Here is a 19,429-nt window from a genome sequence, read left to right as displayed (position 1 = left end):
ATAAATGGTCCACCCAACTGCGGGACACAAGGGGGCGCAAACCCCGCGGCACCGCAGGTGCCGCAAAAATAAACACAGCTAAGCTGGCGGAGTGTCTCCTCCGGCCGATCGCGCGAACAGTCGACGCCGCCAGCCGCGGCGGCGCGGTTCGGCGAACAATGCTGGAAAACCGCGTATGCGAACCGTGCGTGAGACTTCCGCGGGCGGACTCGTCGTCGAAGGCCTCGACGGACCTAAAGAACAGCGCACCGCCGCACTGATCGGCCGTACCGACCGTCGCGGACGTCTGCTGTGGTCGCTGCCGAAGGGCCACATCGAAGCCGGTGAGACCTGCGAGCAGACCGCCATCCGCGAAGTCGCCGAGGAGACCGGGATCGACGGTGAAGTGGTCGCCGAGCTGGGCAGTATCGATTACTGGTTCGTCACCGAGGGTCGGCGGGTACACAAGACCGTGCACCATTTCCTGCTGCGGTGTCTGGGCGGTGAGCTGTCCGACGCCGACGTCGAGGTCACCCAGGTTGCGTGGGTTCCGCTGAGCGAGTTGGATTCCCGATTGGCCTACGCCGACGAACGACGGTTGGCCGAAGTGGCGAATCGAATGATCGACCGGATGGAGACCGGCAAGCGATGACGGGTGGACTGTTCCGGCTGATCACGGCGGTCCTGACCATCTTGGGTTCGATGACGCTGCTGCCCGCGGTCGCGCACGCTCAAACAGACGGGTCGGGCACGCCGAAGTTCCTCAAACTGACCCTGGACGCGGTGGCGCCGGGCACGGTCACCACCAGCAGCGACCAGAAACTGACGATCTCGGGCACGGTCACCAATATCGGCGACCGGGCCGTCGACGACGTGAGCGTGCGGATCCAGCGCGCGGCCGCGGTCGATTCGCCCAGCGGGTTGCGCAGTTCGCTGCGACTGGACCAGGTGAATTACGAGGTCACGGGGCCGTTCCAGGATGTGACCGAGCGGTTGAATCCTGGTCAGCGCAAGCAGTTCTCGGTCAGTATCGCGTTGCGCGCGGGGTCGGAGGCCTCGCTGGGCCTGACCGATCCCGGCGTGTATCCGCTGCTGCTCAACGTCAACGGTGAGCCCGCCTACGGCACGCAGGCCCGGCTCGACGACGCCCGTTTCCTGCTCCCGGTGCTCGGCCTGCCCGGCACCGACCCGACCGAACCACCCGCCGCCGCACCGCCGACCGTCGCGCCCGTGGCGACCACGATGATCTGGCCGCTGGCCGACCGGCCGCGCATGGTCGCGGGCAAACCGGGGTCAGTGCACGGCGAGGTCGAACTGCTCGACGACGAACTCGCGGTCTCGGTCGGCAAGGGCGGGCGGCTGGAACAGTTGGTCGCCGCGCTGGAATCCGTGGCCCCCGCGCCCGGCAAGGACAAAGGGGTGGCCGGGTCGGTGTGCATCGCCATCGATCCCGATCTGGTGTCCACCGTGCAGACCATGACGCGCGGCTACCGGGTGCTGGCCAGCCCGTCCGATCCCAGCGGCGCCACCCGAGAGGGGACAGGGGCCGTGGCCGCGCAGGAGTGGCTGGACCGGCTGCGGGCGCTGGCCGGGTCGATGTGCACGGTGGCGTTGCCGTTCGCCCAGGTCGACATCTCGGCGCTGGCCGCGGTGAACGATCCGGGACTGTCGGCGCGGGCCCTGCTCGCGCCCGCCGACGTGGTCGACTCGATTCTGGCCACCCAGTCGATGCGCGGGGTGAGCCTGCCCGATTCGGGCACCATCGACGATCCGGCGGGGCACTTGCTGCGCGGGCACGGGTTCGGCACGGCGGTGTTGGCCAGTTCGGCGGTGTCGAGTGACGGGGCGCCTGTCGATACCGATAACGCGCTGACCACCGCGCCGACCACGCTCGCGCCCGGTGTCGTGGTCGGTGGCGAGCAGGCCGCGCCCGATGTCGTTCGAGTGCCCGGGGTCAGTGTCGAACAGCCCGCTGGCTCACCCACCGATCCCGCGCTGCGGGTGACCACCTTCGATATCTGGTCGGCGACGGCGCTGGCCGCGGTCGGTTCGAGTCCGCCGACACCGTCGTTCACACCGTCGAAAGTGCGGTTCGACGTCACCAACGACTCGCGCGCGGCCCGGCTGCAGGACGCGCTCGGCGCGATCGCGTGGAGTTCGCTCAATCCGGCGCCGGACCGGCCGCGATCGCAGCTGCTGATGCCGCCGCAGCAGTGGGGTGCCAGTCGGGAGGAGGGCGTGGCGCTGCTCAAGCACGTCGAACTGCTCACCCGCAATCACCTCGCGACCCCGCGCAGTTTCGCCGAACTCGTCGCGACACCGCCGGACCCGCAACCGTTCACCCTGGAATATCTGCCGCGCGCCGCCCAAGACGCGGCGCCGCAGCAGTTCATCGAGCCGGTGCGCGCGCAAGGTGCCCGGGTCACCGAGTTGATGAACGCGCTGGTCGAACTACCGGAATCCGAACTCACGCCGCTCGCGTTCATGACACCGGCACGCGAGGATCTGCTGCGCGCGCTGAGCCTGTCCGACCGACGCGCCGACAACGACACGCTCGCCGACCTGCACGCGCGACGCCGCATCGACCAGGCCACCCGCGAACTGGACGCGATGTTCGCCTCGGTGTCGGTGCTGCCGCCGGGCGGGGTGTACACGCTGGCGTCGGAACAGAGCCCGTTGTTGCTGGTCGCGCGCAATGAACTGCCCGTGGCGATCCGGGTGATGTTCCGGATCGAGGCACCGGCCGAGACGAACATCACCGATATCGGCGAACAGCTGCTTCCGCCGTCCGGAACTCGGTCATTTCAGATCCCGACCGAGGTGTCCGACAGCCGTAAGCTGGTGATTCCGATCAGCCTTACCACCCCCGACGGCATCACGCTAGGAGAGCCCACCTCGGTCTCCGTCCGGTCCAATGCCTACGGTCAAGCCCTGGCCATAATTACCGGATGTGCCGCGATACTGCTGTTGCTGTTGGCCGGACGCCGACTGCTGCGGCGGTTCCGCGGCCAACCCGACCCCGCCGACGAAGGGTTCACCCCCGACACCGTCGAACGGGCCGGCCGACTGCGGCGAGCACGTGCGCGGCTGCAACGGCAGTGAACCCACCCGCCTGACGCGCGAGACAGGCACCATGACAGACAAGGACAGCAGTGGCACGGGTGAGCGAAACGCTCACCGGACCGGCGGGATTCGCGGGTTACGCCGGGTACAGGAGGCATGATGAGCGACGATGATTCCGCTCATCCGCGCGACCACGACGACCATCGCGACGACCCGACACTGCGCCGGGCCCCCGCCGCGCCGTGGGAGCGCGCGATGACCGCCGGACAGGACGCCGACCGCGACGAAGCCGTCCCGAACGCGGATCGACGGCCCGGATATCGGCCCGAGCCGCGAGATGGACGTCCGCCCGCGCGGGAGTTCGACCAGCAGGGGATGCCCCGTCCGCCCGCGCCCGGTCAGCCTCCGCGTCATCCCGGCGCAGCGCCTCAGCCACCGGCCGGATACCGGCCTGACCAGCCCGCCGGACCACGTCCGACCCCCGACCGACCGGGTGCGGGTCCTCGACCTGCCATGCCGCCGGGCGAGCCGCGCTATCGGCCCGAACCGCCGCCGGCGAACTTCCGGCCCGGACCCGACCGCGATGTGCCGCAGCCTCCTGCCGACCGTCGCGTCGAAGGTGGATTCCGCCAGGAACCGAACCTGCCGCCCCGATCGGCCGACTTCGGGCCGGACCAGCAGCGCCCGCCGCACGGCGAACGCCCTGGGCCGCCTCCTCGTCAACGGCCACCCGGTCAGGCGAATCACTCGGGTGAGTTCCCGCAGCAGCAGCGCCCAGGGCCTGCGCAGCGACCAGGCCCGCCGCAGCGACCGGTTGGTCCGCCCGCGCGCCCGGTTGCGTTCGGCCCTGACGGCCGTCCTTTACCTCCGCAACGTCCCGCCCCGCGTTCGGGCGAGTTCCCGCAGCAGCGGCCGGGGCCCCCGCGTGGGCCGCAGTCCGGTGCGATTCCGCGGCAGGCTCGGCCGGAGCAGGGTTTCGATCGTCGGCAGGGTCCGCCGGAGCCGACTCGGCCCGCGCCGCCGCGTCCGAGTTTTCCGGGGATGCCGGCTGCGCCCGTCGGTCAGGTTCGGCGTGAGCCTGCCGGATTCGTCGACGATCGTCGGGTAGCAGATCCGTCCGAGCGGACTCAGGTCATCGCGCGGCCCAAGAAGATGTCCGCCGAGAAGGAGTCGTCGGGCGCCGCTCCGATGAGTGCCAACGCAAAGCTGCTCAAGGATTCCGGGTCGATCGCCGTCGCGACGCTGATCAGCCGGATCACCGGGTTCGCCAAGCAGCTGTTGCTGTTGACCGTGCTCGGTCCCGCCATCGCCAGTGCGTTCACCTCGGCGAACCTGGTCCCGAACATGATCGCCGAGCTCGTGCTCGGTGCCGTGCTCACCGCGATCGTGGTGCCGACGTTGATCCGCGCCGAACAGGAGGACGCCGACAACGGCGCCGCGTTCGTGCGCAGACTGGTCACCGCGGCGTTCACGGTGCTGTTCGCCGCGACCGTGTTGACCCTGGCCGCGACCCCGGTGCTGGCCACGCATGTGTTCGTCGCCGCCGACGGCAAGGTGAACACCCATCTGACCACCGCGCTGACCTATCTGCTGGTGCCCGCGATCCTGTTCTACGGCATGTCCGCGCTGTTCACCGCCATTTTGAACACCAGACAGGCGTTCAAACCGGGTGCGTGGGCGCCGGTGCTGAACAACATCGTGGTGCTGGTGGTGTTGGCGGTCTACGCGCTGACCCCGGGCGAGATCAGCCTGGATCCGGTGCGAATGGGCGACCCGAAACTGTTGACGCTGGGCATCGGCATCACCGCCGGTGTCGCGGTGCAGGCGCTGAGTCTGCTGCCCGCGATCCGCAGGCACGGCATCAACCTGCGACCGCTGTGGGGAGTGGACGCGCGCCTGAAGCAGTTCGGCAAAATGGGCGGCGCGATCATCCTGTACGTGCTGATCAGCCAGGTCGGCCTGGTCGTGGCCAACCACATCGCGTCCTCGGCCGACGAAGCCGGTCCGGCGATCTTCCAGAACGCCTGGCTGCTGCTGCAACTGCCGTACGGCGTCCTCGGCGTCACCCTGCTGACCGCGATCATGCCGCGCCTGAGCCGCAACGCCGCCAACGACGACACCCCCGCGGTGGTCGACGACCTGTCCGTGGCGACCAGGCTCACCATGATCGCGCTGATCCCGGTGGTCATGTTCTTGACGCTGGCGGGCCCGCAGGTCGGCGAGGCGCTGTACGGGTACGCCCGGTTCGCCGGCGACGCCGAACGCCTCGGCGCGGCCGTGAGTTGGTCGGCGTTCTCGCTGATCCCGTACTCGCTGGTGCTGATCCACCTGCGCGTGTTCTACGCCCGCGAACAGGCGTGGACACCCACCTGGATCATCCTGGGCATCACCGCGATCAAGATCTTGTTCTCCTGCCTGGCACCGGTGCTGGCCCGCGACAGCGACGACGTGGTGATCATCCTCGGCGTGGCCACCGGACTCGGTTTCACCGCGGGCGCGATCATCGGCGGCATCCTGCTGCACCGCAGTCTCGGCGACCTGCGCATGTCCAATGTGGGTCGCACGGTGACCCGCGTGGTGCTGGCGTCGGTGGCCGGTGGCGCGGTGATGCTGATCGTCGACACCGTCACCCGGATGGACCAGCTCGAGGGCGGACCCGCGTCGCTGTTGCGGGTCACCGTCGGCGCGATCGTGATGTTCACCGTGGCGTTTGCCCTGATGCGGCTGGCCGGTGTACCCGAGGTCGTCGCGATCACCGTCGCGGTCTCGCGCAAGCTCGGCATCACCCCGCCCGCGCCCGATCTCGGACTCGACGACACCCCGTCCGACGACATCTACGCGACCACCATCCTGCGCAGACCCGATACGTACGGATTCCCCGCATACGGCCAGTCTTTGGACACCCAGACCATGGTGCTGCCGGTAATCCGACCGGGGGCTGTTGACAGCACCGGTAAACCACAGTTCCCGTACGCTGTTCCGCAGACCGACACGGGTTTTCAGGCCGAAGGAGGACCGAGGGTGAGCGATGACGCGGTGGGCGGCGTCCCGGCCGCTGATTCTGCGGCGCGCGCGGCAGCAGGAATGTCCACCGATGTCGGGCCCGATGCGCCGGACTCGAAGGATTCCGAGCACGCGCCGGACGAACGCGATACGCACGGCGAACAAGCGCGTCCGGCCATGCCGCCGCACGATCCCACGCACGACACCGGAATGTTGCCGATCCCGCCGCAGGTGCCACCCAGCGCCGCGGCCAACCGTGCGCAACGCGGTCCCAAGCTCATTCCCGGCGCGTCCGTGGCGGGTGGCCGCTACCGGCTGCTGGCCGGGCACGGCGGTGCGCGCGGGCTGAAGTTCTGGCAGGCGCTGGACATCAAGCTCGATCGCGAGGTCGCGCTGACGTTCGTGGACGCCGATCAGTCCGCGAGCGAGAACTCCGGGCACGACGGGCCGCAGGCGGTGCTGTCGCGCACGCTGCGACTGGGCCGGATCAACTCGCCGGGTCTGGCGCGCGTGCTCGATGTGGTGCGCGGTAGCTCCGGCGGCATCGTGGTGGCCGAGTGGACCCCCGGTCGTTCGCTGCGGGAGATGGCCGAGACCGTGCCGTCGCCGATCGGCGCGGCCAGGGCGATCCGGGCGTTGGCCTCGGCGGCCGAACTGGCCCATCGTGGCGGCGGTTCGCTGTCGATCGATCATCCCGACCGGATCAGGATCAGTGCCTCCGGTGACGCCGTGCTCGCCTTCCCGGCCACGCTCGGCGACTCCGACGCGCAATCCGATGTCCGGGGCCTGGGCGCGATGCTCTACGCCTTGATCACCGCGCGCTGGCCCCTTCGGGTCGGCGGTGTCACCGGCAACGCCGCCACCATCGGCGGTCTGCGCCTGGCCGACTTCGGCCCCGACGGCACCCCGGTGGAACCGCGGCAGATCCGGCCGGAGGTCCCGTTCGAGATCTCCGCGGTCGCGGTCCGTTCGCTGGAATCCAACAAGGGTGTGCGCACCGCCGCGACCGTGCAGCACGTGCTCGAGCAGGCGTCGGTCGTGGATCAGAAGACCGATTTCATTCCGGTCTTACGACTGGGTCAGCGGGCGGTGGCACCCGGTGCCGATTCGCTCGCCGACCCGGAACTGCTGGCCGCCGAACGCGAACGCTCCAAGCGGATGATGTGGATCATGGTCGGCCTCGGCGTGCTGGCCGCGCTGGTGGTCGGCGTGCTGATCTGGTGGATGGTCAGCGTGTTCGCGCCCGGCGCGTCGGACAAGCCGCTGGACCAGCAGATCAATATCGGGCTCACCTCGAGTGTGGCGCCGCCCGCGGCGTCCGCACCGCCCGCCTCCGATCCCGCGGCACCGCCGACGAGTGTGCCGGTGCCGGTCACCGGTGCCGCGGTGTTCTCCCCGGAGGGCACCCCCGACGGTGCCGCGGCGGCGGGCGCGGTGTTGGACCACAACGCGACCACGCTGTGGCGCACCGACCAGTACTTCCAGCAGTTCCCCGCCCTCAAGAAGGGCGTGGGGCTGCTGGCCACGCTGCCGACGCCGGCCAAGCTGACCAATGTGTCGATCACCTCACCCAGCGCGGGCAGCACCGTGGAGATCCGCACCTCGCCCACCGAGACCCCCACGCTGGATCAGACTCAGCTGATCGGCTCGGCCACGCTGGGCGACGGGGTCACAGACATCGCCGTCAAGACCGATCAGGCCGCGCGTTTCGTGCTCGTGTGGATCACCGGGCTGGCCAATTCCGGCGGGCAGTTCCAGACCGCGATCGCCGACGTCCGCTTCGACGCCGCCCCGTAACACGGCCCGCTCCGAAAAACCCTTCGCCACCGGCATCAGTGCAGGTGGGAGAACTTTCCTCGGCCCTTTGTCGATCTTCACCGAACCGCGGTCCGGTTGGTGCGCGATTGTTATCGACGATACGATGGGCCCGCACTCCCGGTTGGGAGCTCCCCAGGATCTGTCGACGTCGATCCTGGACGCCGCGTAAGTAGTCAGGTGATGGATCGGCTCGCTCGCCGACGTGAAGTCGCCGTCATGAGCGCTGTCTAGGGGTCCGTTTTGTCGTCGGAGGTCAACGAGCAAGTCCGTGGTGCGTCGCCGCGGCAGGGGGCGTCAGCCGTCCGCTCGTTGCTCGAGAACGGCAGCGACAAACAATTGCTGGCCGCCCACGTGCGCGGGGAACCGCACGTGTTCGCCGAACTGCTGCGTCGCCACTCCGACCACCTGTGGCAGACCGCGCTGCGCACCTCCTACAACCGCGAGGATGCCGCCGACTGTCTGCAGGACGCGCTGTTCTCCGCCCACCGCACCGCCGACTCGTTCCGCGCCGAATCCGAGGTCCGCAGCTGGCTGCACGCCATCGTGGTCAACGCCTGCCTGGACCGGATCCGGCGCAACAAGACCCGCCGTGCGGTGTGGATCACACCCGACACGATGCCCGAGGCGGTGGACCCCTACGACGCCTACGGCCACTACGAATTGTCGACGGTGGTGAGCGAGGCGTTGTTCACCCTCCCTGACGAACAGCGGTTGGCCCTGGTCATGACCGAAATGGAGGGGCGGAGCGTGGCCGAAGCCGCCGCTGCGCTCGGCGTGGCGGAAGGCACCATCAAGAGCCGCTGCGCCCGAGCGCGCGTACGTTTGCAAGAACGTTTGGAATTTTTCCGGGATCCAGGGAACCGGAACTAGTCGAGATGCGTCATAAACAGTGACGAACAAGTCAGCGATGTAATCCTGCGATCCGATATCGACAGAACAGGGGAGGTGCGAGGGTGACTCGATCCGTACCGCAGCCTCCGTTCCCGTCGGAACTGCTGGCCGATCTGCATGCCGACAACCTCGCGCCCGATCTGCGCGAGCAACTGTGGCCGATGGTCCGCACCGACGTAGACGCGCTGCACTACCTGAACAAGCTCGACGAGGTGAACACCCACCTCCGCACACTGGCCGCCGACGACCGGATCATGCACCCCATGCCCGACGATGTGGCCGACCGGATGTTCCGATTCGTGGCCGAACTCGACGCGGGGGAGGGCCCCACCGAGCGGATCACGCCGATGCGGCCGGACGAAACCACCGAACGGGTCGCGGCTGTGATTCCGATGGACCGGTACCGGGCTCGGCGGCGGATGGGCCTGCTCGCCGCGGCGGCCGCTGCGGTGGCTGTGCTCGCGGGTGTGGGTGCGATGGTCAGCATGTTCGATACCACCGAGGGCACTCCGACTGCCGCTCCTGTTACCGAACCGGACCGTCCCGACGAACTCACCACTGCCGCCGCTTTGCGGGCGTTGGGGAAGCGGGACGTGGTCGGGCCGCTGGCGGACGAGGCCGCTCTCACTCGGTGTGTGCGGGCCAACGGGATCGATCGGGGGGTGCTGGGGGCGACGAATATTACGTTCCGGGGGGCGGATGCTGTGCTGGTGTTGGTGCAGGGGGCGGTCGCGCCGACGATCACGGCGCTTGTCGTGGGGACCGGGTGCACTACCGGGGCACCGCAGCAGCTGACCGTACGGGATATCGGGTAGAGCTTTCCCCGGAGTGCGCGGGCACGAGGATTACCCGGCCCGGGGGCGGGAACAACAGCGATTAGGCTGGTGTTGACCGAGACGTTCCCAAGATGCTTTTTCGGAAGGGCCTCATGACCACGCCAGTTCGCGACCTGATCATTGTCGGCTCAGGACCTGCCGGGTACACCGCCGCGGTGTACGCCGCTCGGGCGGAGCTGAAGCCGCTGGTCTTCGAGGGCACGCAGTTCGGTGGCGCCCTGATGACCACCACCGAGGTGGAGAACTACCCAGGGTTCCGCGACGGCATCATGGGGCCCGACCTCATGGAGCAGATGCGCGACCAGGCCAAGCGGTTCGGCGCCGAACTGCGCACCGAGGACGTCGACGCGATCGACCTGTCGGGCACCGTCAAGAAGGTCACCGTCGGCGACGAGACGTTCTCCGCCTACGCGGTGATCCTGGCGATGGGTTCGGCCGCGCGCTACCTGCACGTGCCGGGGGAGCAGGAACTGCTCGGCCGCGGCGTGAGCGCCTGCGCCACCTGCGACGGGTTCTTCTTCAAGGGCCAGGACATCGTCGTGGTCGGCGGTGGCGACTCGGCCATGGAGGAAGCGACCTTCCTCACCAAGTTCGCCGCGAGCGTGACCATCGTGCACCGGCGCGAGGAGTTCCGTGCCTCGCGCATCATGCTCGAGCGGGCCAAGGCCAACGACAAGATCAAGTTCCGCCTCAACAGCGAGGTCGTGAAGGTCAACGGTGAGAAAAGCGTCACCAGCCTCACCCTGCGCGACACCCGCACCGGCGAGGAGTCGCAGCTCGACGCGACCGGCCTGTTCGTGGCGATCGGCCACGACCCGCGCAGCGAACTGGTCAAGGGCCAGGTCGCCATGGACGGCGAAGGCTACGTGCGCGTGACCGAGCCGGGCACCGCCACCGACGTGGCAGGCGTGTTCGCCGCCGGCGATCTGGTGGACCACACCTACCGGCAGGCCATCACCGCCGCGGGCACCGGCTGCCGCGCCGCGATCGACGCCGAGCGCTGGCTGGCCGAACAGGGCGACATCACCGCCAACACGCTCGACCACGCCGACGGCTCGGCCGCGGTCCCCACCAACTGAAAACCCCCAACTGAAAACAGGAGAAGCCATGAGCGCCAACACCATCACGGTCACCGACCAGTCCTTCGCCGACGACGTGCTGCTCAGCGAGAAGCCGGTACTGGTCGACTTCTGGGCCGACTGGTGCGGCCCGTGCAAGATGGTCGCCCCGGTGCTGGAGGAGATCGCGGGCACCCACGCCGACAAGCTGACCGTGGCCAAGCTGGACACCGAGGCCAACCCCGGCACCGCCCGCGACTACCAGATCCTGTCGCTGCCGACGATGATCTTGTTCCAGGGCGGCAAGCCGGTGAAGCAGATCGTGGGAGCCAAGGGCAAGGCCGCTCTGCTGCGCGAACTCGACGGTCTCATCTAACACAGAGCATCCGATAAAAGCACCTCCTACCGGCCGACGCGCCGTAGGATGCCTGGACCCGGGATTCCCGCAAAGCGGCCCGGGTCTGAGACAATCGAGGCCACGCTCCGGCCGAAGAAAGGGCTCTTACGCATGCACCGACTTCGTCACGGCGATTCAGGACCAGCCGTCGCAGAGGTTCGGAGCACCCTCGCAAGCCTCGGCCTTCTGCATCTGCCCCACGGCGACTCCCAGGACGGGTCCGACGTGGGGGAGTTCTGGAAGGACACCGAGGCGGTGTTCGATCGGCCCCTCGATTCGGCGATCCGCGCGTTCCAGCAGCAGCGCGGACTGCTCGTCGACGGGGTGGTCGGTCCGGCCACCTATCGCGCGCTGAAGGAAGCCTCCTACCGGCTGGGTGCTCGCACACTGATCTACCAACTGTCGGCACCGCTCTACGGTGACGACGTAGCCACCCTGCAGCGCAAGCTGCAGGATCTGGGCTTCTACGTGTACCGGGTGGACGGGCATTTCGGCCCGCACACGCACGAGGGGCTCAGCGCGTTCCAGCGCGAGATCGGCCTGTCCGCGGACGGCATCTGCGGACCCGACACCCTGCGCTCGCTGGATCTGCTGGGCGCGCGCGTCACCGGCGGCAACCCGCATCGCATCGCCGAGGAAGAAGTGGTGCACCGGGCGGGCCCGCAGCTCACCGGCAAGCGGATCGTCATCGACCCCGGATTCGGTGGCACCGACAAGGGTTTCGCGGTGCCCACCGAATTCGGCGAGGTTTTCGAGTCGGAGATCCTGTGGGATCTGGCGTCGCGGCTCGAGGGCCGGATGGCCGCCACGGGCATGGAAACCTTCCTGTCCCGGCCGTGGGGCGCCAACCCCACCGATGTCGAACGCGCGGAAACCTCCAACGCTTTCGACGCTGATCTGATGATCTCGCTGCGCTGCGCGACCAGTGACAACCCGTCCGCGCAAGGTGTGGCCGGCTTCTACTGGGGCAACTCGCACGGTTCGGTGTCGATGATCGGTCAGGTGCTGGCCGGGTTCATCCAGCGCGAAGTGGTGGCCCGCGCCTCGGTGCAGGACTGCCGCACGCATCAGCGCACCTGGGACCTGTTGCGGCTGACCAAGATGCCGACCGTGCAGGTCGATCTCGGCTACCTCACCAACTCCCACGATGCCTCGGTGCTCACCAACCCGCGCATGCGCGACGTGATCGCCGAAGCGATTCTGATCTCGGTGAAGCGGCTGTATCTGCTCGGCCAGGACGACCAGCCCACCGGCACCTACACCTTCGCCGAACTGCTGGCCGAAGAACTGGCGGCGGCGGACAACGTTCCGGCACCTCGCGTGTAATTACTTTCAACGAATAAGGGCCCCGCGATTTCTCGCGGGGCCCTTATTCGTTCGTCTAAGAGTTCAGTGCACGCCCACGCGCGTCGGCGGTTCCATCGACGCGGCCGCGAGAAGTTGATCCAGCGCGCGCTCGACGTCTTCCTTCCACCCGTGATCGGAATCCAACTCCAGTCGAAGCCGGGGGAAGCGGTGGTGCGGGGCAACGACTTCGAAGCCGACCTCGGCGAGGAAGTCCGCGTCGATCATGCAGGTTTCGGGACTGCACCGGGTCGCCGCCGACGGATCGCGCAGCGGCGCCGCGATGCGTTCCATCAACCGCATCGACGAACCGAACCCGCGATCGGCCACCGAACTCGACGGCGGACCGTTACGAATGCCGAACGCCTCCAACGCCCGCACGCCACGACGCACCAGATCGCCCACCACGGCCGTAACCAGGTGGTGGGCTACATCGGCCTCGTCGTAGGGGAATTCGGCCTGCAGCGTGGTCAGTAGGACCGCGTCCGGGCTCACGGGGGAGGTGGGGAACAGCGACGACCGCGGCACCGCGCTCGGGGGCGAGTACAGCGCGCAGCCCGCGAGGTTGTTGTCCACGTGGGCCACCTGCCCGCACGAACCCCACTCGAGCATCACCGTCGACAGCCAGGCTTCCTTTTCGAAGACCGGATCGCTGAACGCGTGCGAGTCGGCGGCCACGGCCGGGTCCAGTTCCCAGAACACACATCGTCGCGTGTGTGCAGGCAGCTGTCCCAGCCCGTCCAGAGTCAACGCCATGACGCTGGTCGGCGCCGCCCGGTTCAGCCGCCAGCTTTCGGATTCATCCACGCTCACGCCACATCACTATCCACTGTCCTGCTGCCTCTTTCAGTCACAGTGACGTTTCGGATCCGACTTGCTCCATGAGCCCCACAATGCGCTCGAGATCTTCGACGGACCCGAACTCGACAACGATCTTGCCCTTGCGCTTGCCCAGGCTCACCGTGACCCGAGTGTCGTAGGAACCCGACAGCCGCTCGGCCACTTCCTGCAGACCCGGCATGTGAATCGGCTTGCGCTTGGGCACCAGGGGAGCGACCTCCGACGGGTTGCGGTTGGCCAGCGTCACCGCTTCCTCGGTGGCCCGAACCGACAAACCCTCGGCGACGATCCGTGCCGCCAACACTTCCTGTGCGTCCGCACCCGCGTCCAAACCCAGCAGCGCCCTGGCATGTCCGGCCGACAGAACCCCGGCCGCCACCCGACGCTGCACCGGAATCGGCAGCTTCAGCAAGCGAATCATATTCGTCACCACGGGACGGGAGCGACCGATTCGCGACGCCAGTTCCTCGTGGGTGACATCGAATTCCTCGAGCAGCTGCTGATACGCCGCAGCCTCTTCGAGGGGGTTCAACTGCACGCGGTGGATGTTCTCCAGCAGCGCGTCGCGCAGCATCGAGCTGTCGTCGGTGTCGCGGATGATCGCCGGGATGGCGGCGAGTCCTGCCTCCTGGCACGCGCGCCACCGGCGCTCGCCCATGACCAACTGGAACTTGTCCACGCCCGGATCGACCCGGCGAACCACGATCGGCTGCATGAGCCCGAACTCGCGGATCGAGTGCACCAGCTCGGCCAGTGCGTCTTCCTCGAAGACCTGACGCGGCTGCTTCGGGTTCGGCTCGATCTGCTCCGCCGGGATCTCCCGGTACACAGCGCCACCGGGGGAGACCAGTTCCGCTTCGGCCGCGGCGTCGGTCTCGGGTTCCGGCTCGACGTCCGGAACGCGATGCAGGAACGCCTCCGCCGGTTGCGGGCCGATCGGATTGATCCCGATCACGCTCGCGGCGGCGCTGCTCAAGCCCGGCGCCACGGCCGGACCCGTCGGGATCAATGCCGCCAACCCGCGACCCAGACCGCCCTTTTTCGCCTGACTCATCGGCTACTGATCCCTTCCTCGTTCACACACAGCGTTCCCACTCACACTCACCGCTACGACGCGTCTTGCTCGAGCTGCGCGCGACTGGCCAGCTCGCGACCCGCGTCCATGTAGCTCATCGCACCGCGGGAGCCCGGATCGTAATCGAGCACGGTCATGCCGTAACCCGGCGCCTCCGAGACCTTCACGCTGCGCGGGATCATCGACTTCAACACGATGTCGCCGAAGTGATTGCGCACCTCCTCGGCCACCTGATCGGCCAGCTTGGTGCGGCCGTCGTACATGGTGAGCAGGACCGTGGACACGTGCAATTCAGGGTTAAGGTGCGCCTGCACCAGCCCGATATTGCGCAGCAGCTGACCCACACCTTCCAGCGCGTAGTACTCACACTGGATCGGAATCAGGACCTCTTTGGCCGCCACGAGCGCGTTCACCGTGAGCAGGCCCAGCGACGGCGGGCAGTCGATCAGCACGTAATCGATGTCGAATCCGGCCATGCTCGCCTCGCGAATGGCGGTCTTCAACCGCCCTTCCCGCGCGACCATCGAGACCAGTTCGATCTCCGCGCCGGCCAGGTCGATCGTGGCCGGGACACACAGCAGACGTTCGCTGTGCGGGCTCACCTGGATCGAGTCCTTGACCGTCACTTCACCGATCAGCAACTCGTAGCTGGACGGCACACCCGACTGGTGCGCGACGCCCAGCGCCGTACTCGCGTTCCCCTGCGGATCAAGATCGACCACCAGAACCGTCATTCCCTGGTGCGCTAGCGCCGCAGCGAGATTGACCGTCGTGGTGGTCTTACCCACGCCACCCTTTTGGTTGGCGATCGTGATGATCCGTTGCTCACGGGGTTTCGGCACAGTGACCTTTCCTGGATGCAGAATCTGGCTGGCGCGTTGCGCTTCCGCCGCGATCGGGGTCTCGGCCGGGGAGATGTGCCCGAAAGGAGTGTTCCCGAACGTCTCCGCGTCGAAGCTGCTGGAATCCAGCATCCCCGGGACCCGCGACGCTGTTTCCCGTGAAACATTCGCCGGACCGCTCGACATAGATTGCTCCTTACCCGAGAAACTTCAGATCACGTACCCCCGACGAGCGTCGGCGCCGTGTCGTCACAAACAAACAGTGTCGGTGGAGAACTCGAAGATTCGAGGAGGGTGGCTCACTCCCGCCCGACTCTGACAGCTTGCCAGCCCCAAGACGATTGGGAAAGCTGAATCGCGGGCACGCCGGGGGAGACACACCCAAGACCAAAGAATTAACGCTTCCCGAACGATGTTTCACGGGAAACAGGGGGAGTGGACCCGGCACGTTCCACGTGAAACGCCGCCGGAATCCGACATCGCGACACCCATTCAAAACTGGAGAAAATCTGCCGAATCCAGGCCCAGGCAAGGACCCACCGACTGAAACGTCACGTTACGAAACGTGAAATCGGCCTATCGACGCTTTCGCGCCTTCTTCTCGACCCCAGCTGCTTTGCGTTCGCTCCGACGACTCGGACGTTCGCCACGGGGGAGTAGTTCGGCACTGATCACCAGAGTCGGCACCTCGACGATCCCGGCACCGCAACCCACGACCCGAAGATCGGTAGCACCATCGCGAATCAACTCGGCGCCATCGCGTTCGAGTTCTTCGGCGGCGCTGGTTCCCTTGAGCGCGAGCATCCGTCCGTGATCGCGGAGCAGCGGCAGCGACCAGTGCGCGAGTTTGGCAAGGGGAGCGACCGCGCGCGAAGTGACGACATCCGCGCCGCCCGCTTCCTTGATCACACCGGACTGCTCGGCCCGACCTCGCACCACCGTGATGTCGAGACCGACTTCTTCGATGAACTCACTGAGAAAGATCGTGCGGCGCAGCAACGGCTCCACGAGCGTGATCCGAAGATCCGGCCGCGCGATGGCGAGGGGGATACCGGGAAGCCCGGCGCCGCTACCGATATCGACCACCGAGGCGCCCTCGTCGATCAACTCACCGATGACCGCGCAGTTGAGAATGTGGCGCTCCCATAGCCGGGGGACTTCCCGTGGTCCGATGAGACCGCGCTCGACACCGGCCGTCGCCAGCGCCGCGTAGTACCGGCGGGCGATGTCCAAGCGGTCGCCGAACACTCGAGCAGCGGCGGCGGGCGGTTCCTGCTCGTCGGACTGCGCGCCCAGTTCTCGTTCCACGTGAAACATCCTTCTCCGTTGAGGGCAATGAAAAAGCCCCCGGTCCGAGACCGGAGGCCTAATCACAAGTTCGTGGTTACGGCAGGAGTCACCCTACTCGGGCACGACCACCACGTGACGATTCGGCTCGGCGCCTTCGCTCTCGCTCGCCACACCGTCGATATCGGCCACGGCGTCGTGCACGATCTTGCGCTCGAACGGCGTCATCGCGGACAGCGCTTCGGGCGCACCCGAGGCGAGCACGCGCTTGGCCGCCGCCACACCGATCTCACTCAGGTCGGTGCGACGCTGCGCACGCCAGCCCGCCACGTCCAGCATCAGCCGGCTACGCACGCCGGTCGCCTGCTGCACGGCCAGGCGGGTGAGCTCCTGCAGCGCGTCGAGCACTTCACCGTTGCGCCCGACCAGCTTGGTCAGATCGCGGCCGCCGTCGATGCTCACGATGGCGCGGTCGCCTTCGACATCGAGGTCGATATCGCCATCGAAGTCGAGCACGTCGAGCAACTGCTCGAGGTAGTCGCCAGCGATCTCGCCCTCTTCGATCAACGCCTCTTCGGCATCGACCACTACCTCGTTCACGTCATCAACAGCGGTTTCCGCCACAGCAGTGGTGGTGTCGGGCACTTCGGTAGTTGTCGACACAGTGGCGTCCCCTCCGTCGGTCTCGGTCTCAACAGTCATTGGATTCCCTCTATCCGGTCGCGTCTCAGCGCTTACGCTTCTGGTTCGCGCGGCCACGGTTGCCCGGCCGCTGCTGCCCGCCGGGCTTGCGCTTGGCGCCGCCCTGCTTGTTGGCCGACTGCTTGGGGGTGCCGTTGGTCGACGCGGTGCCGTTGGTCGAGGACTGATCCTCGGCGGGCGCGTCCTGCACGCGCTTGCGAACATCGACCGGCTTGACGCCCGGCTTGGGTGCGTTCTGCGCCCGCTGCTCGAGCTTCTTCTGCTTGCGCTCTTCGTCTTCCTTTTCCATCCGGCCGAACACCAGGTGCTGCTGTCCGTAGGTCCAGATGTTGTTGGCGACCCAGTACAGCAGGATGCCGATCATCAGGAAGGGGCCACCGACCATGACGCCGAGCGGGAAGACCCACAGCGACAGCTTGTTCATGATGGCGGCCTGCGGGTTGGCCGCGGCTTCGGGAGTCTGACGCTGCACCGAGGCGCGCGCGTTGAAGTGGGTGGCCAGACCGGCGATGATCATCAGCGGGATGGCGATCATCGCGATGTTCAGCTTGGTCGGCGTGCCACCCCAGTCGGCGAACGCCTGCATCTCGCTGGCGGGCGCGGTGATGAACGACGCGATCGGCGCACCGAAGATGCGCGCGCTGAGGAACGACTGGACGTCGTGCGCGCTGAAGATGTAGTTCGCGGTGTGCGCGTTCTCGTGGGCGGACATGCCCAACTGGCCCCAGCCGTGGCCGGTGCGGTTGAACGAGCGCAGCACGTGGAACAGGCCGAGGAACACCGGCACCTGCACCAGGACCGGCAGGCAGCCCATGAGCGGGTTGAAGCCGTGTTCCTTCTGCAGTTTCTGCATCTCCCGCGCCATGGTCTCGCGGTCGTTCTTGTACTTCTTCTGCAGCTCCTTGATCTGGGGCTGCAGCTCCTGCATCTGCTTGGTGGTGCGGACCTGCTTCACGAACGGCTTGTACAGCACCAGCCGCAGGGTGAAGACCAGGAACACCACGGCCAGGCTCCAGGTGAGCCCGCTGTCGGCCCCGAACACAAAGCCGAAGGCCTTGTGCCAGAACCACAGAATCGCCGATACCGGCCAATAGATGATGTCGAGCACGGCTCTAGGTACTCCCGTCGTTCGTATCGCCGGTCAGCGCGGGCGATGACTTGGTGAAGGCATTCGACCCGCGACCAGGCACGGGATCCCACCCTCCAGGGTGCCAGGGCGCACATTTGCCCAGGCGCACGACCGTCAATGCCGATCCGACGACCAACCCGCGGGTTCGCAAGGCAGTCACCGCGTACTCACTGCAGGTGGGGGTGAACCGGCAGATCGGCATCCGGGTGGGGGAGACATAGGTCCGATAGAGCTCGATCAGGGCGATCAGGGCCTTAGCGGGGAAGCGGGTGATGGTGTTCATCGCCGTTCACCGGCCGGGGTGCGACCGAGCGCGAGCTCCGGTTCTACATGCAAGCGCAGCTTGCGTAGACCGGTGCGTAGCTGGCGCAGCATCTCGGCGGAATCAGCGGTGGCGGCGCCGGGCAGGGCGCGGATCACGACATCGGTATCGGCGGGCAGTTCCTCGACGACCTGGGCACAGATATGACGCAGGCGGCGGGCGACGCGGTGGCGAACCACCGCGTTACCCACCGCCTTGCTGACAATCAGTCCGAATCGCGGACCGCCTACGCGGACCACACAATCGCCGTCGACGAGATCGTCGTACCCGTGCGTGAGCGCGTGCACGACAAGATCTCGTCTCCCGATTCGCTGACCGCGGCGCACCGTGCGGGAGAATTCGGCACGGTGATGCAACCGATACGGCTCAGGCAACACCCGAGCGTGGCGACTACGCGCGATCAGGCAGTCAGTTCGGTGCGGCCCTTACGGCGACGCGCACCGACGATGGCGCGACCCGCACGGGTACGCATCCGGAGACGGAAGCCGTGCACGCGTGCCCGACGACGGTTGTTCGGCTGGAACGTCCGCTTGCCCTTGGCCACGGTCAACTCCTGTAGTAGTTGGGCACCGTTGGGCGCCCTAAGTCTGTACAAATGATTTGTTCTCTGCGCAGCGGACCGCGGTCTACGCGCAGATTGCCTTGGCGATCGATGTGCAGCAGACAGCCGCCAACCGCGCCAAGGGGTGACTGTACGAGGGTACTTACCCCGAAGGGCCGGGTCAAACTCGGCCCCCACGTACCTGTCACCGGCACGAGCTCCAGAATACCGGACCACCGAACCGGACCCGGAGTCGGCCCGACCAGGCACGACACGCCCGAGCATCAGTGACGCACGCGGCA

At 67.3% G+C, this 19,429-nt stretch carries 17 protein-coding genes; 8 read left to right on the top strand and 9 right to left on the bottom strand.

Going from position 1 to position 19,429, the window contains the following annotated elements; genetic code table 11:
• Positions 1-175: 175 nt before the first annotated feature.
• From ACFWU5_RS22370 to ACFWU5_RS22335, 8 genes are all read left to right on the top strand, one after another.
• Complete coding sequence (locus ACFWU5_RS22370) at positions 176-631, top strand: NUDIX hydrolase (RefSeq protein WP_379245312.1); 456 nt, start codon at positions 176-178, stop codon at positions 629-631.
• Positions 628-3,081, top strand: coding sequence for a DUF6049 family protein (locus ACFWU5_RS22365; RefSeq protein WP_379268592.1), 2,454 nt, complete (start codon positions 628-630; stop codon positions 3,079-3,081). Before ACFWU5_RS22370 ends, ACFWU5_RS22365 begins: the two co-directional genes overlap by 4 nt.
• Before the next feature lie 1,113 nt (positions 3,082-4,194).
• Positions 4,195-7,842: a murein biosynthesis integral membrane protein MurJ gene (locus ACFWU5_RS22360; protein WP_379268602.1), complete on the top strand. Its 3,648-nt coding sequence runs from the start codon at positions 4,195-4,197 to the stop codon at positions 7,840-7,842.
• 330 nt (positions 7,843-8,172) lie between these two features.
• Positions 8,173-8,733, top strand: a complete 561-nt coding sequence (sigM, locus tag ACFWU5_RS22355) for an RNA polymerase sigma factor SigM (RefSeq protein ID WP_379268600.1) — start codon at positions 8,173-8,175, stop codon at positions 8,731-8,733.
• Positions 8,734-8,816: 83 nt separating this feature from the next.
• A complete protein-coding gene (locus ACFWU5_RS22350; protein ID WP_379268590.1) occupies positions 8,817-9,569 on the top strand; it encodes a hypothetical protein in 753 nt (250 codons plus the stop codon).
• A 113-nt stretch (positions 9,570-9,682) separates the two neighbouring features.
• On the top strand, positions 9,683-10,669 hold the full coding sequence (gene trxB, locus ACFWU5_RS22345) for a thioredoxin-disulfide reductase (protein WP_379245306.1): 987 nt from the start codon (positions 9,683-9,685) through the stop codon (positions 10,667-10,669).
• Positions 10,670-10,697: 28 nt separating this feature from the next.
• Entirely contained in the window at positions 10,698-11,024 is a 327-nt protein-coding gene (trxA, locus tag ACFWU5_RS22340) for a thioredoxin (RefSeq protein WP_379268588.1), read from the top strand.
• Positions 11,025-11,156: 132 nt separating this feature from the next.
• Positions 11,157-12,371 carry an N-acetylmuramoyl-L-alanine amidase gene (locus ACFWU5_RS22335; protein WP_379245302.1) on the top strand — a complete coding sequence of 405 codons (1,215 nt, stop codon included), beginning with the start codon at positions 11,157-11,159 and terminating at the stop codon, positions 12,369-12,371.
• Between the two features lie 63 nt (positions 12,372-12,434).
• Here ACFWU5_RS22335 and ACFWU5_RS22330 read toward each other — a convergent pair whose 3' ends face one another.
• The 9 genes from ACFWU5_RS22330 to rpmH all read right to left on the bottom strand — a co-directional run bounded on the left by ACFWU5_RS22330 (position 12,435) and on the right by rpmH (position 19,130).
• Positions 12,435-13,145, bottom strand: coding sequence for a GNAT family N-acetyltransferase (locus ACFWU5_RS22330; protein WP_379268598.1), 711 nt, complete (start codon positions 13,143-13,145; stop codon positions 12,435-12,437).
• Positions 13,146-13,239: 94 nt separating this feature from the next.
• Positions 13,240-14,283 (bottom strand): ParB/RepB/Spo0J family partition protein, encoded by a 1,044-nt coding sequence (locus ACFWU5_RS22325; RefSeq protein ID WP_379245300.1) that lies wholly within the window; start codon positions 14,281-14,283, stop codon positions 13,240-13,242.
• Between the two features lie 53 nt (positions 14,284-14,336).
• Complete coding sequence (locus ACFWU5_RS22320) at positions 14,337-15,332, bottom strand: ParA family protein (protein ID WP_379268586.1); 996 nt, start codon at positions 15,330-15,332, stop codon at positions 14,337-14,339.
• 390 nt (positions 15,333-15,722) lie between these two features.
• Positions 15,723-16,463 carry a 16S rRNA (guanine(527)-N(7))-methyltransferase RsmG gene (gene rsmG / locus ACFWU5_RS22315; protein WP_379268584.1) on the bottom strand — a complete coding sequence of 247 codons (741 nt, stop codon included), beginning with the start codon at positions 16,461-16,463 and terminating at the stop codon, positions 15,723-15,725.
• 84 nt (positions 16,464-16,547) lie between these two features.
• The gene (locus ACFWU5_RS22310) at positions 16,548-17,135 is read right to left on the bottom strand and encodes a protein jag (protein WP_379245294.1); all 588 of its coding nucleotides are present in this window, start codon (positions 17,133-17,135) and stop codon (positions 16,548-16,550) included.
• A gap of 25 nt (positions 17,136-17,160) precedes the next feature.
• Complete coding sequence (gene yidC / locus ACFWU5_RS22305) at positions 17,161-18,243, bottom strand: membrane protein insertase YidC (protein ID WP_379268582.1); 1,083 nt, start codon at positions 18,241-18,243, stop codon at positions 17,161-17,163.
• 4 nt (positions 18,244-18,247) lie between these two features.
• Positions 18,248-18,547, bottom strand: coding sequence for a membrane protein insertion efficiency factor YidD (yidD, locus tag ACFWU5_RS22300; protein WP_379245290.1), 300 nt, complete (start codon positions 18,545-18,547; stop codon positions 18,248-18,250).
• Positions 18,544-18,963, bottom strand: coding sequence for a ribonuclease P protein component (gene rnpA, locus ACFWU5_RS22295; protein ID WP_379268580.1), 420 nt, complete (start codon positions 18,961-18,963; stop codon positions 18,544-18,546). Before rnpA ends, yidD begins: the two co-directional genes overlap by 4 nt.
• A gap of 23 nt (positions 18,964-18,986) precedes the next feature.
• Positions 18,987-19,130 carry a 50S ribosomal protein L34 gene (gene rpmH, locus ACFWU5_RS22290; RefSeq protein WP_194826147.1) on the bottom strand — a complete coding sequence of 48 codons (144 nt, stop codon included), beginning with the start codon at positions 19,128-19,130 and terminating at the stop codon, positions 18,987-18,989.
• Positions 19,131-19,429: the final 299 nt, after the last annotated feature.

The organism is Nocardia sp. NPDC058640 (assembly GCF_042716995.1).
Classification (GTDB): Bacteria; Actinomycetota; Actinomycetes; order Mycobacteriales; family Mycobacteriaceae; genus Nocardia.
The sequence above is the reverse complement of the archived record's forward strand: the minus strand, read 5'-3'. Positions and strand labels throughout refer to the sequence as shown.